Genomic DNA, 12,335 nt, shown 5'->3' with positions numbered 1-12,335 from the left:
CGCTTGGTACAGTTGCGGCAATCCCTCGACCTCGGTCGGCGCCGGCGGCCCTTGCGCGCGCGGCGTCGCCGTGCGTCCCTGTACCTGCCCGCTGACAACACCACACGACCGCCGACCGCCGTCCGTGCCGCCCCGGCCCGGGCCACGACGGCGTCACCGACCGACCGACCACCCGCCCACGACAGGACGGAGCGGACGTGCTGCAGCTCCTCGCGGTGCACCTGCTGGCTGCTCTGGTCGCCCCTGCCCTGGTGGCGTGGATCGGCCGCAGGGCGTTCTGGGTGCTCGCGCTGGCGCCCGCCTCGGTGACCGTGTGGGCGCTCACGCTGACCGGCGAGGTCATGGAGGGCGGCGGTCCGACGCAGCGGGTGGAGTGGATCCCCGGGCTGGGGCTGGAGCTGGCGTTCCGCCTCGACACGCTGTCGTGGCTGATGACGCTGCTGGTCGGCGGTGTCGGCGCGGTGGTGCTGGTCTACTGCTCGGCCTACTTCAAGGAGAACGCGAGCGGGCTCGGGCGGTTCGGCGGCGTGCTGGTGGCGTTCGCCGGCGCGATGTTCGGCCTCGTCACCGCCGACGACACGCTGCTGCTGTTCGTGTTCTGGGAGCTGACGACGGTCTTCTCCTACCTGCTCATCGGGCACTACCACGACCGCAAGGCCAGCCGGCGGGCCGCGATGCAGGCCATCGTCGTGACCACGGCCGGCGGCCTGACGATGCTGGTCGGCGTCGTGCTGCTCGGCGAGGCGGCCGGCACGTACCGCCTGTCGGAGATCCTCGCCGACCCGCCGCACGGTGCCATGGTCACAGCCGGCGTGGTCTGCCTGCTGGTCGGCGCAGCGAGCAAGTCGGCCCTGATCCCCCTGCACTTCTGGCTGCCCGCCGCGATGGCCGCGCCGACCCCCGTCAGCGCGTACCTGCACGCCGCCGCGATGGTGAAGGCCGGCGTCTACCTGGTCGCCCGGTTCGCGCCGGCGTACTCCGAGCTGAGCGCCTGGCGGTGGCTGGTCGTCGTGCTCGGCGGCGGCACCCTGCTGCTCGGCGGCTACCGCGCCCTGCGGCAGCACGACCTCAAGCTCATCCTCGCGTTCGGCACCGTGAGCCAGCTCGGCCTCATCATCCTCCTCATCGGCTTCGGCACCCGGGCCACGGCCCTGGCCGGCCTCGCGATGATCGGCGCGCACGCCATGTTCAAAGCGGCGCTGTTCCTCGTGGTCGGCGTGGTCGACGCCGCGACCGGCACCCGCGACCTGCGGCGGCTGTCGGGGGTGGGGCGGGCGCTGCCGATCACCGCCACGGCCGGCGCGCTCGCCACCCTGTCGATGATCGGCGCCCCGCCGTTCGCCGGCTACGTCGCGAAGGAGGCCGCCCTCGAGGCGCTCGGACACGACGGCGACCCGTTCGGCCCGACGGTCCTGGTGCTGGTCGCGGTCGGCTCCGCGCTCACCGTCGCCTACGGCATCCGGCTGTGGTGGGGCGCGTTCTGGTCCAAGCAGGTGCTGTCCCCGGCCGCGGTGCGCGAGCTCGCGGCCGCGAAGGACGCGACCGGCAAGGAGCCCGTACCGCGCGAGTCGCCCGAACCCGGCCCGGAGGACGACCGCGCCGAGCCCGCGCCCGTCGGCCGCCCGTCCCTGCTGCTCGTGTGGCCCGCGATGCTGCTGGCCGTGCTCGGGCTCGCGGTCGCGCTGCTGCCGGGCCTCGGGGAGCAGCTCCTCGCGCCGCAGGCCGACGCGTACCCGGTGGGGGAGCCCGGCCACCTCCTGCTGTGGGGCGGCCTGACCCCGACGCTCGCGATCACGGTCGCCGTGCTGGCCGCCGGCGTGCTGCTGTTCGTCGTGCGCGGCCCCGTGGAGCAGGCGCAGGCCGCGGCGCCGCGCGTGCCGGAGGCCGACCGGGTCTACCGCAAGTTCATGCGCCGCCTCGACGACGTGGCCGCGGACGTCACCGCCGTGACCCAGCGCGGTTCCCTGCCCGTGTACCTCGGCGGGATCCTCGTGGTGTTCGTCGTCGCCGTCGGCATCCCGCTGCTGACGTACACGCGGCTCCCGGCCGAGACCCGGCCGTGGGACCGCCCGGCGCAGGTCGTCGTCGGGGCGTTCGTGGCCGTGGCCGCGGTGCTCGTCGCCCGCGCCCGCCGGCGCCTCAAGGCCGTGATCCTCATGGGCGTCTCGGGCTACGGCGTCGCGGCCCTGTTCCTGCTGCACGGCGCACCGGACCTCGCCCTCACGCAGGTGCTCGTCGAGACCGTCACCCTCGTGGTGTTCGTCCTGGTGATGCGCCGGCTGCCGCCGTACTTCTCGGACCGGCCGCTCGTCGGGTCGCGCTGGGTCCGGCTCGCGATCGCGCTGTCCGTGGGGCTGACGGTGGGCGGCCTGGCGCTCGTGGTGCCCGCCGCCCGGGTGCACACGCCCGTCTCGGTGGACTTCGCCGAGGAGGCCTACGCGTACGGCGGCGGCAAGAACATCGTCAACGTCACGCTCGTCGACATCCGCGCGTGGGACACGATGGGCGAGATCTCGGTCGTGCTGGTCGCCGCGACCGGCGTCGCCTCCCTGGTGTTCCTCCGGCGGCGCTCCGGCGCGATCTTCCGGGCGGGCGATGCCCCCGAGCAGCGCCAGGTCTGGGGCGGTGGTGACGACCCGCTCGCCGTGGTGCGCCGGCCGGTCGAGGCGCGCAGCGCGTACCAGCCGCGGGAGTGGCTGCGCGCGGGGCGGACGCTCGCCCCGCGTCGCCGGTCCGTGGTGTTCGAGGTCGTGGTCCGGCTGCTGTTCCACACGATGATCGTGTACTCGCTCTACCTGCTGTTCTCCGGGCACAACGCTCCCGGCGGCGGGTTCGCGGCGGGACTCGTGACCGGCATCGCGCTGATCGTCCGGTACCTGGCCGGCGGGCGGTACGAGCTGGGCGAGGCGGCGCCGGTGCAGCCCGGTCTGCTGCTGGGCAGCGGCCTGTTCCTGTCCGCGGGCGTCGGCCTCGGGGCCCTGGTGTTCGGCGGCACGGTGCTGCAGTCCTGGATCCTCGAGGCGGACCTGCCGCTGCTCGGCCACGTCAAGCTCGTGACGTCGCTGTTCTTCGACGTCGGCGTGTACCTCGTGGTGGTGGGGCTGGTGCTCGACATCCTGCGGTCGCTCGGGGCGGAGATCGACCGGCAGGCGGAGGCCGAGGGCGACGCCGAGCCCGTCGGCGGCGACGCGGACCCGGGCGAGGAGATCCGGGTCGACGCGGCCGCCGCGGGCCTCGTCGGGCGCGGCGGGGGCGGCACCGGCGGCCCGGCGGACACGACTACCTCCGGGGGGCCGCGATGATCGACATGAGCCCGAACCTCGCGCTGGTCGCGGTGATCGTCGTGCTGGTGACCGCCGGCGTCTACCTGCTGCTCGAGCGGAGCCTGTCCCGCGTGCTCATCGGGATCATCCTCATCGGCAACGGCGCCAACCTGCTCTTCCTGGTGGCCGGGGGCGCGGCGGGCCGGCCGCCGATCGTCGGGCTGGAGCTCGAGCGCGACATGGCGGACCCCCTGCCGCAGGCCATGGTCCTGACCGCGATCGTCATCACGCTCGGCATGACGGCGTTCCTGCTCGCGATGGCGTACCGGTCCTGGCAGCTGCACCGGCACGACGAGGTGCAGGACGACGTGGAGGACCGCCGCATCGCGCGGCTGGCCGCCCGGGACGAGCGCGCGTTCGAGGACGCCGACACGGAGGACACCATCACGTCGCTCGACGAGGAGGCCGCGGAGACCCGCGACGAGACCGACGAGGGCGGGCCGGTGCCCGCGGGCACCGCAGCCGAGCCGGCCACCGGCCAGCGGGAGGGCGCGTGACGGACTACACCTGGCTGGTCCCGCTGCCCGTCGTCGTGCCGCTGTTCGGCGCGGGCCTGGCGCTCGCGCTGTACCGCAAGCCCCAGGCGCAGCGGATCATCAGCGTCGTCGCGCTCAGCATCGTGCTGGTGGCGGCCGCGTCGCTGCTGGTCCTCGTCGACGACGGCCCGCTCGTCGTCGACATCGGCAACTGGGCGGCCCCGGTCGGCATCGACCTGGTGGCGGACCGGCTGTCGGCGCTCATGCTCACCGTCTCCGCGGCGGTCACCCTGTGCGTCCAGCTGTACTCGCTGGCGCAGGGTGAGGCCGACGGCGACGAGGCCGCGCCGGTGTCGATCTACCACCCGACCTACCTGATCCTGGCCGCCGGCGTCGCGAACGCGTTCCTGTCCGGCGACCTGTTCAACATCTACGTCGGCTTCGAGATCCTGCTGGCCGCCTCCTACGTGCTGCTCACGCTCGGCGGCACGGGGGAGCGCATCCGCGCGGGCAGCATCTACGTGGTCGTCGCGCTGCTGTCCTCGCTGCTGTTCCTCATCGCGATCGCGCTGACGTACGCCGCGACGGGCACCGTGAACCTGGCGCAGCTGGCCGAGCGGCTCCCGGAGATCGACCCGGGCGTGCGGCTGCTGCTGCAGGTGCTGCTGCTGCTCGCGTTCGGCATCAAGGCCGCGATCTTCCCGCTGTCCGCGTGGCTGCCCGACTCCTACCCGACCGCGCCGGCGCCCGTCACCGCCGTGTTCGCCGGCCTGCTCACCAAGGTCGGCGTGTACGCGATCATCCGCACGCAGACGCTGCTGTTCCCCGAGGGGCGGATGGACGACGTGCTGCTGTGGGCGGCGCTCGCGACGATGGTCGTGGGCATCCTCGGTGCGGTCGCGCAGGACGACCTCAAGCGCCTGCTGTCGTTCACGCTCGTCAGCCACATCGGCTACATGATCTTCGGCATCGCGCTGTCCTCGCAGGCGGGGTGGGCCGCGGCGATCTACTACGTCGCCCACCACATCACCGTGCAGACCGGCCTGTTCCTGGTGGCCGGGCTCATCGAGCGCCGCGGCGGCACGACGTCGCTGGAGTCGCTCGGCGGCCTCGCGAAGCTCGCGCCCGTGCTCGCGGTGCTCTTCTTCGTCCCGGCGATGAACCTGGGCGGCATCCCGCCGCTGTCCGGGTTCCTCGGGAAGGTCGGCCTGCTGCAGGCCGGCGTGCAGGACGCCCGCCCGCTCGCGCTCGCGCTGGTGGTCGGGGGTGTGCTGACGTCGCTGCTCACGCTGTACGCCCTCATCAAGGCCTGGAACAAGGCGTTCTGGCAGACCCCGCCGGAGCCGCTGCCCGAGGCCACGCTCCCGGCGGGCATGGTCGGCCCCGCGGCCGCCCTCGTCGCGCTGGGTCTCGGCCTCACGGTGTTCGCCGGGCCGCTGTACGGCTACGCGGAGCGTGCTGCCGAGGCGCTGGCGGACCGCGACGTGTACGTGCAGTCGGTGCTGCCGGACGGCGGCCGGGGCGAGGGGGAGTCGGCGGACGCCGCCCGGGCGGAGGCGGACGGATGAGCCTGCACCCGCGCCGCCGGCGGCTCGCCGCGCAGTGGCCCACGATGCTCTGGCTGGTCGGCGTCTGGGTGCTGCTGTGGGGCGACCTGACCGTCGCCAACGTCCTCGCCGGCGCCGTCGTGGCCGTCAGCGTGACCGGGGCGCTGCGTATGACGCCGATCGACTTCCACGGTCGGCTCCGCCCGTGGGGTCTCGTGGTGCTGGTCGTGCGCTTCGCGTGGGACCTGGTGGTGGCGTCCGCCGAGGTCTCGTGGGTCGCGCTGCGGCCGCGCCACACCCCGCGAGGCGCCGTCATCGGCGTGCAGCTGCGCAGCCACTCCGACCTGTACCTCACGATGACCGCCGAGCTGTGCTCGCTCGTCCCCGGGTCGCTCGTCGTCGAGGCGCACCGGCTGACCGGCATGCTCTACCTGCACGTGCTGGACGTGGAGCAGTCCGGCGGCGTGGAGGCGGCGCGGCAGGCGGTGCTCGACCAGGAGGAGCGTGTGCTGCGGGCGTTCGCCTCCGACGCCGAGCTGCGCGGGGCCGGCCTCGAGCCCCACCCGCGCCGTGCCGCCCGGCGCGGCACCCCCGGGACGGAGGTGGGCGCGTGACCGCCGTGTACCTGGTGTGCGCCGCGCTGCTGGCCGTCGCGGGGGCTCTGGCCCTGGTCCGGGCGGAGCGGGGCCCGTCGATGCTGGACCGCACCGTGGCGCTCGACATCGTCGTGACCGTCGTGGTCGCCGGCGTCGCGCTGTACGCCTCGATCGACCGGCGCACCGACGTCGTGCCCGTCCTCGTCGTGCTCTCTCTCGTGGGGTTCGTCGGCTCGGTGACCATCTCCCGGTTCGCGTCCGTGGAGCCCGAGGGCGAGGGCCGCGTGCGCACCCGCGAGGAGATCGCCCAGGAGGAGGCCGAGCGCATGCGCGCCGAGGACGAGGCCGAGGAGCAGCGCCGCCGGCGCCGCGCCCAGGAGGCCGAGGCGCAGGTGACGCACGACGACGCCGCGCACGGGCACGAGGACCACGCGGACGAGGAGCAGGAGGGAGGCGCACGGTGAGCACGGACACCCTCGCGGACGTCGTGGCGGCGGTCTGCCTCCTCGGCGGCGCGCTGCTGGCGCTCGCGGCCGGCATCGGCGTGCTGCGGTTCCCCGACCTGCTGTCCCGGATGCACGCCGGCACCAAGCCGCAGGTGCTCGGGCTGGTCCTGGTGCTCATCGGGCTATCGCTGCGGCTGCGGTCCGGCGGCGCGGTGTGGGCGCTGATCCTGGTGGCGCTGTTCCAGATGCTCACGGCGCCCGTCGCGGCCCACCTGGTCGGGCGGGCGGGCTACCGCACGGGCAAGGTGCGCCGCGACCTGCTCGTCGTCGACGAGCTCACCGAGGCGCAGGAGCGCGCGTCGGAGCGCGAGGGGACGCAGGACGGGGACGAGGACGACGACCACGACGACGCGCACGGTGCCCCGGGTGCGTCCGGCCGCCCGGGCTGACCCCGGCGGCGGGCGTCCGGTGCCCGCCCCGGCGGTGTGCCGTCACCGGCGGAACATCGCCGCCCAGAGGAAGTCCTCGCCGAACGTCGCCGGGTCGCCGGACCGCATGCGGCGCAGCTCCACCTCGTCCAGCCAGCCGAACGCGCGCCGCAGGTCGTCGGCGCCGTAGGCGAGCCCGCCGCCGAGCCCGCCCTCGCGGTACAGGTCGGCGTCGTCCGCCTCGGTGCCGCCGCGCCCGTCGTGCCCGGTCGCGAAGCAGGCCAGGCCGAACCGCCCGCCGGGGCGCACCGTCCGCTCCAGCAGCCCGCGGTACGTCAGCCGGCGGTGCGGCGGCAGGTGGTGGAAGCAGCCGGAGTCGTAGACCAGGTCGTACTGCTCCGCCGGCGGCTGCCACGTGAGGACGTCCGCGCGGGCGAACCGGACGTCGACGCCGGCCTCGTCGGCCCGCTCCCGTCCCCAGTCCAGCGCCGCCTGCGAGAGGTCGAGCGCGTCGACGGTGCAGCCCTGCTGCGCGAGCCAGACGGCGTTGCGGCCGGGCCCGCAGCCGAGCTCCAGCACCCGGGTGCCCGGACCGAGGGGCAGCCGGCCGTCGGCGTGCCACGCCACCAGGCTCTCGTCCGGGGCCCAGCGGAAGAACGGCACGCCCCGGCCGCGGTCGGCGTAGAACCGGTCCCAGAAGTCCGCGCCGCCCCGGTCCGACCACCGGTCGGCCTGCTCGGCGAACAGGTGGTCCATGAGGTCGAGCACGTCGTCGACGGTCTGGACACAGCGGCGTGCGGGCCGGGCTGGCGTCGCGGGCATGGCGGGCTGACCTGCGCATTCGTCGGCGAGCGGGACGCTCGAGCCTAGCGGGGCGCAGGTCGGTCGGAGGGGGACCTCCGTGCCTGGTCAGGCGTGCGGCAGGCGCCGGTTCCTGTCGACGCGCTGCACGAACTTCTTGGTCCCGCGCGTGGCGAACACCCGCGCCAGCGTCACGGCGCCGGCGGTGATCACGGAGGCCGCGACCACCTCGCCGATGCGGATGTCGTCGGCGTCGTCCTCCGGCTTCGGCGGCTTGTGGCCGACGGCGGCCTTCCAGGCGGCGTCCACGGCCTTCCCGGCGAGCCACGCGACCGCGCCCGCCACCACCAGGCCGGTGATCTTCGCGAACGTGGACTGGGTCTCCTCGTCGGCCACGGTTCCTCCTGCTGCGTCGGTGCGGTGTCGTGCGGGCGCGTGCGTGCTGCGCCCCACGCTAGCCCCGCGGGTGCCGCACCGCAGGTCACCCCGGCGCACGCAGTCGCGCGGGGGCGGCGGCTGGGGGCGTCGGGGACGGCGGTGTAGGGTCGGCCCCGAACGACAGGGGAGCGTCCCGGACCGCCGCCGCGAGGTGGCGCCCGACCGACGCTGAGAGTGCGGACGGAACCGCAGACCCTCGCACCTGATCCGGTTAGCACCGGCGTAGGGAGTCGGGATCTCAGTCGCCTCGTGTCGTCGGCACGGGTGCGGCAGCGCGCGCGGGCGGACGACGCGCGGCGACCCCCTCGGTTGCACATCGAGGAGGACGCATGGCGCGCACGCGCGCAGCACGCCGGACCATCCGGCACACCGCGGCCCTGGGGGTCGCGGCCCTGGCCCTCACGGCCTGCTCGGCCACCGGCGGGTCGCCGTCCGGCGGGTCCGCGGGCGGGGACGGCACGGCGGGCGGGTCGGTCACGCTGGTCACCCACGACTCGTTCCACGTCAGCGACGGGCTGCTCGAGCAGTTCGAGGCGGACACCGGGCTGACCGTCACGCAGGTCGCGCCCGGTGACGGCGGGGCGCTGGTGAACCAGCTCATCCTGACCAAGGACGCCCCGCTGGGCGACGTCGTCTACGGGATCGACAACACGTTCGCGTCGCGGGCGATCGACGAGGGCGTGCTGGAGCCCTACACGTCGCAGGTGCCGGCCGCGGCCGACGCGGAGCCGTACGCCCCGGACGACTCGGGGTCGCTGACCGCCGTCGACCTCGGCGACGTGTGCCTCAACGTGGACCACGCCTGGTTCGCCGACCGGGGCGTCCCGGAGCCGGCGACGCTCGAGGACCTGACCGACCCCGCGTACCGGGACCTGACCGTCGTGACGAACGCCGCGACGTCCAGCCCCGGGCTGGCGTTCCTGCTGGCGACCGTCGGGGCGTTCGGCGAGGACGGCTGGCAGCAGTACTGGCGTGACCTCACGGCGAACGGCCTGAAGGTCGCGGAGGGCTGGTCGGACGCGTACTACACCGACTTCTCCGGCGGGGGCGGCGGCGGCTCCCGGCCGATCGCGCTGTCCTACGCGTCGTCGCCGCCCGAGACGATCCCCGAGAGCGGCGGCGAGCCGACCACCGGCGCGCTGCTCGGCACCTGCTTCCGGCAGGTCGAGTACGCCGGCGTCCTCGCGGGCGCGCAGAACCCCGAGGGCGCGCGCCGGCTGGTGGACTGGCTGCTGTCGGACGCGGTGCAGGGCGACATCCCCGGGTCGATGTACATGTACCCGGTGAGCTCGGCGGTGGACCTGCCGGAGGACTGGGCGCAGTGGGCGCCGCTGGCCGACGAGCCGTACACCGTGCCGCTCGACGAGATCGCGGCGAACCGGGAGACGTGGGTCCGTGAGTGGACGGACCTGGTGACGGGCTGACGCCGTGACCCGCCCGCTGACGCACCCGTCCCCGACCGGCTCCGGCCGGCCGGGGACGGGTGCGCGCGCGACCCCTCCGGGGGTCCCCGCGCCGCCCCCGGCCGCGCCCACCGCGCCCACCGCGCCCGGGCGCGGCTGGGCGGTCGCGCGCGGGACGGCGTGGGCGGTGGCGGCCGCGGTGCCGCTGCTGTTCCTCGGGGTGTTCTTCGCGTGGCCCGTGCTGACGCTCGTCGGGCGCGGCCTCGTCGTCGACGGGTCGCTGGACCTGTCCGGGTTCGCGGAGGTGCTCGGGCGACCGCGGACCTGGCGGATCGTCGGGCTGACGCTGGCGCAGGCGACCCTCGGCACGGTGATCTCGGTGCTGCTGGGCGTGCCCGGTGCGGCGGTGCTGTACCGCAGCCGGTTCCCGGGGCGCGGGGTGCTGCGCGCGTTCGTGACGGTGCCGTTCGTGCTGCCGACGGTCGTGGTGGGCGTGGCGTTCCGGGCGCTGCTGCGGGACAACGGGCCCCTGGGGTTCCTGCACCTCGACGGGACGTTCGCCGCGATCGTCGCCGCGCTGGTGTTCTTCAACTACGCGGTCGTCGTGCGGACCGTCGGCGGGCTGTGGGAGCGCCTCGACCCGCGGCCCGAGCAGGCCGCCCGGTCGCTCGGCGCGTCGCCCGCGCGGGCGTTCCTGACGGTGACGCTGCCGGCGCTCACCCCGGCGCTCACGTCCGCGGCCTCGCTGGTGTTCCTGTTCTGCGCGACGGCGTTCGGGACGGTGCTGGTGCTCGGCGGCATGCGGTTCGGCACCGTGGAGACGGAGATCTGGATCCAGACGACGCAGTTCCTGGACCTGCGGGCCGCCTCGGTGCTGTCGGTGGTGCAGGTGGTGGTGGTCGTCGCCGCGCTCGCCGTGGCAGGCCGCGCGCGGGCCCGGCGGGAGCGCGCGCTGTCGCTCGTCGACACGCCTGTCCGGGCGGTCGGCCGCCCGCACCCCCTGCCGGCGGTCGTCACGGCGGTGGTGCTGGTGCTGCTCGCCCTGCCGCTCGCCGCCCTGCTGCTCGGGTCGCTGCGCACCGGCGACGGCTGGGGCCTGGACCACTACCGCGCGCTCGGCACCACGGGCGGACGGAACGCGCTGACGGTCACGGTCTGGGAGGCGCTGGGCAACTCGCTGCGCGCGGCGGTCGACGCCACGGTGCTGGCCCTCGTCGTCGGCTGCCTCGTGGCGCTTCTGGTGTCGCGGCGCCCCCGGCGCACGGCGGCCCGCCGCGCCGTCGGGGTGCTGGACGGCGTGTTCATGCTGCCGCTGGGCGTGTCCGCCGTGACGGTCGGGTTCGGGGCGCTGCTGACGCTCGGGCACCCGTTCGGCATCGCGACGGACCTGCGGACCACGGGAGTGCTGGTGCCGGTCGTCCAGGCGGTCGTCGCGGTGCCGCTCGTCGTGCGCACGGTGCTGCCCGTGCTGCGCGCCGTCGACCCGCGGCTGCGGGAGGCCGCCGGGACGCTGGGTGCCGGTCCCGGCCGCGTGCTCGCGACGGTGGACGGGGCGCTCGCGGTGCGTTCCGCCGGCCTCGCCGTGGGGTTCGCGTTCGCGGTGTCGCTCGGCGAGTTCGGCGCGACGTCGTTCCTGGCCCGGCCCGACCGTCCGACGCTGCCCGTCGTGATCTTCCGGCTGATCGGCCAGCCGGGTGCGGACAACTACGGCATGGCGCTCGCGGCCGGGGTCGTGTTGGCCCTGCTGACGGCGGGGGTGATGGCGGTCGCGGAGCGGCTGCGCGGCCCGGTGGGAGGAGAGCTGTGACGGACGGGCTGGCGGTACGGGGCCTCGAGGTGCGGTACCCGGGGGCGACCCGGGGTGCCGCGGGGGTGACGGCGGTCGCGGGCGTCGACCTGGACGTGCCGCAGGGGCAGGTGCTCGCGCTGCTCGGCCCGTCGGGCTGCGGGAAGTCGTCGCTGCTGCGCGCGGTGGCCGGGCTGGAGCCGCCGACGGCAGGGCGGGTGCTGTGGGACGCGCAGGACCTCGCACCCGTGCCGGTGCACCGCCGGGGGTTCGGCCTGGTGTTCCAGGACGGCCAGCTGTTCCCGCACCGCGACGTCGCCGGCAACGTCGCGTACGGGCTGCGGGACCTCGGCCGCGCGGAGCGCACCGCCCGGGTGGCGGAGCTGCTGGACCTCGTGGGCCTGCCCGGCTACGGCCCGCGGCCGGTGGCGACGCTGTCCGGGGGTGAGCGGCAGCGGGTCGCCCTCGCGCGGTCGCTGGCCCCGCGCCCCGGGCTGCTCCTGCTGGACGAGCCGCTCTCGGCCCTCGACCGGTCGCTGCGCGAGCGGCTCGCCGACGACCTGCGGCGGGTGCTGGTGACCACCGGGACGACCGCGCTGTTCGTCACGCACGACCAGGACGAGGCGTTCGCCGTGGCGGACCGGGTCGCGGTGATGGCGGCCGGCCGGCTGCTGCAGGTCGCACCGCCGGAGGAGCTGTGGCACCGCCCCGCCGGGCGCCAGGTCGCGGAGTTCCTGGGGTACCGGACGTTCCTCGCCGCCGCGGACCGGGGCTCGGCGGCCCCGCCGGCCGACGGCCCGCTGCTGGCGGGGACGCTCGCCGTGGCGCCGGGCGGCTGGCGCGTGCTGGCCCCGGGGGAGTCCGCGGGGGAGGGCGCTCCGGTGCGGGACGCGCGGGTCACCGGGCGCCGGTCGCGCCGCGGTCGCCTGGAGCTCGTCGCGGTCATCGAGCCGGAGGGCGTGGCGGTCGCCGCCACCCCGGCGCGCGGCGGCGTGCCCGCGGACGGCGCGCGCGTGCGGGTGGCGGCCGACGAGGGGTCGGTGGCGGTGCTCGGCGGCTGACGTGCCGGGGCCGGTGCCCGCACATCCGGC

The 12,335-nt window shown here is 75.5% G+C and carries 11 protein-coding genes and 1 riboswitch; of the genes, 9 read left to right on the top strand and 2 right to left on the bottom strand.

The window, feature by feature from the left end:
* Positions 1–197: 197 nt before the first annotated feature.
* Genes K5O09_RS17675 through mnhG form a run of 6 tightly spaced genes read left to right on the top strand, consistent with a single transcriptional unit; the run spans position 198 to position 6,837 of the window.
* Positions 198–3,302 carry a Na+/H+ antiporter subunit A gene (locus tag K5O09_RS17675; protein ID WP_222170759.1) on the top strand — a complete coding sequence of 1,035 codons (3,105 nt, stop codon included), beginning with the start codon at positions 198–200 and terminating at the stop codon, positions 3,300–3,302.
* Positions 3,299–3,820 carry a Na(+)/H(+) antiporter subunit C gene (locus K5O09_RS17670; protein WP_222170758.1) on the top strand — a complete coding sequence of 174 codons (522 nt, stop codon included), beginning with the start codon at positions 3,299–3,301 and terminating at the stop codon, positions 3,818–3,820. The genes K5O09_RS17675 and K5O09_RS17670 overlap by 4 nt, the downstream gene beginning before the upstream one ends.
* Positions 3,817–5,367, top strand: coding sequence for a Na+/H+ antiporter subunit D (locus K5O09_RS17665; RefSeq protein WP_222170757.1), 1,551 nt, complete (start codon positions 3,817–3,819; stop codon positions 5,365–5,367). Before K5O09_RS17670 ends, K5O09_RS17665 begins: the two co-directional genes overlap by 4 nt.
* Positions 5,364–5,960, top strand: coding sequence for a Na+/H+ antiporter subunit E (locus K5O09_RS17660; protein ID WP_222170756.1), 597 nt, complete (start codon positions 5,364–5,366; stop codon positions 5,958–5,960). The genes K5O09_RS17665 and K5O09_RS17660 overlap by 4 nt, the downstream gene beginning before the upstream one ends.
* Entirely contained in the window at positions 5,957–6,406 is a 450-nt protein-coding gene (locus tag K5O09_RS17655) for a monovalent cation/H+ antiporter complex subunit F (protein WP_255595849.1), read from the top strand. The genes K5O09_RS17660 and K5O09_RS17655 overlap by 4 nt, the downstream gene beginning before the upstream one ends.
* Positions 6,403–6,837, top strand: coding sequence for a monovalent cation/H(+) antiporter subunit G (mnhG, locus tag K5O09_RS17650; protein ID WP_222170755.1), 435 nt, complete (start codon positions 6,403–6,405; stop codon positions 6,835–6,837). Before K5O09_RS17655 ends, mnhG begins: the two co-directional genes overlap by 4 nt.
* Positions 6,838–6,879: 42 nt before the next feature.
* Here the strand turns inward: mnhG and K5O09_RS17645 are convergent, their stop codons facing one another.
* Positions 6,880–7,638, bottom strand: a complete 759-nt coding sequence (locus K5O09_RS17645) for a cyclopropane-fatty-acyl-phospholipid synthase family protein (RefSeq protein ID WP_222170754.1) — start codon at positions 7,636–7,638, stop codon at positions 6,880–6,882.
* A gap of 87 nt (positions 7,639–7,725) precedes the next feature.
* On the bottom strand, positions 7,726–8,013 hold the full coding sequence (locus K5O09_RS17640; RefSeq protein ID WP_222170753.1) for a DUF4235 domain-containing protein: 288 nt from the start codon (positions 8,011–8,013) through the stop codon (positions 7,726–7,728).
* A 154-nt stretch (positions 8,014–8,167) separates the two neighbouring features.
* A riboswitch (TPP riboswitch) is annotated at positions 8,168–8,301 on the top strand.
* A gap of 83 nt (positions 8,302–8,384) precedes the next feature.
* Between K5O09_RS17640 and K5O09_RS17635 the strand changes: the two genes are divergently transcribed.
* The 3 genes from K5O09_RS17635 to K5O09_RS17625 are packed head-to-tail and all read left to right on the top strand — an operon-like array spanning position 8,385 to position 12,305.
* The gene (locus K5O09_RS17635) at positions 8,385–9,479 is read left to right on the top strand and encodes a thiamine ABC transporter substrate binding subunit (RefSeq protein WP_222170752.1); all 1,095 of its coding nucleotides are present in this window, start codon (positions 8,385–8,387) and stop codon (positions 9,477–9,479) included.
* Between the two features lie 4 nt (positions 9,480–9,483).
* Positions 9,484–11,265: an ABC transporter permease gene (locus K5O09_RS17630; protein WP_370635489.1), complete on the top strand. Its 1,782-nt coding sequence runs from the start codon at positions 9,484–9,486 to the stop codon at positions 11,263–11,265.
* Complete coding sequence (locus K5O09_RS17625; protein ID WP_222170751.1) at positions 11,262–12,305, top strand: ABC transporter ATP-binding protein; 1,044 nt, start codon at positions 11,262–11,264, stop codon at positions 12,303–12,305. The genes K5O09_RS17630 and K5O09_RS17625 overlap by 4 nt, the downstream gene beginning before the upstream one ends.
* Positions 12,306–12,335 lie beyond the last annotated feature (30 nt).

The organism is Cellulomonas sp. C5510 (genome assembly GCF_019797765.1).
Classification (GTDB): Bacteria; Actinomycetota; Actinomycetes; order Actinomycetales; family Cellulomonadaceae; genus Cellulomonas.
The sequence above is the reverse complement of the archived record's forward strand: the minus strand, read 5'-3'. Positions and strand labels throughout refer to the sequence as shown.

Coding starts and splice junctions, on each gene's coding strand:
- K5O09_RS17670 (WP_222170758.1), top strand. CDS start 3,299: ATGATCGACATGAGCCCGAACCTCGCGCTGGTCGCGGTGATCGTCGTG.
- K5O09_RS17635 (WP_222170752.1), top strand. CDS start 8,385: ATGGCGCGCACGCGCGCAGCACGCCGGACCATCCGGCACACCGCGGCC.
- K5O09_RS17645 (WP_222170754.1), bottom strand. CDS start 7,638: ATGCCCGCGACGCCAGCCCGGCCCGCACGCCGCTGTGTCCAGACCGTC.
- K5O09_RS17660 (WP_222170756.1), top strand. CDS start 5,364: ATGAGCCTGCACCCGCGCCGCCGGCGGCTCGCCGCGCAGTGGCCCACG.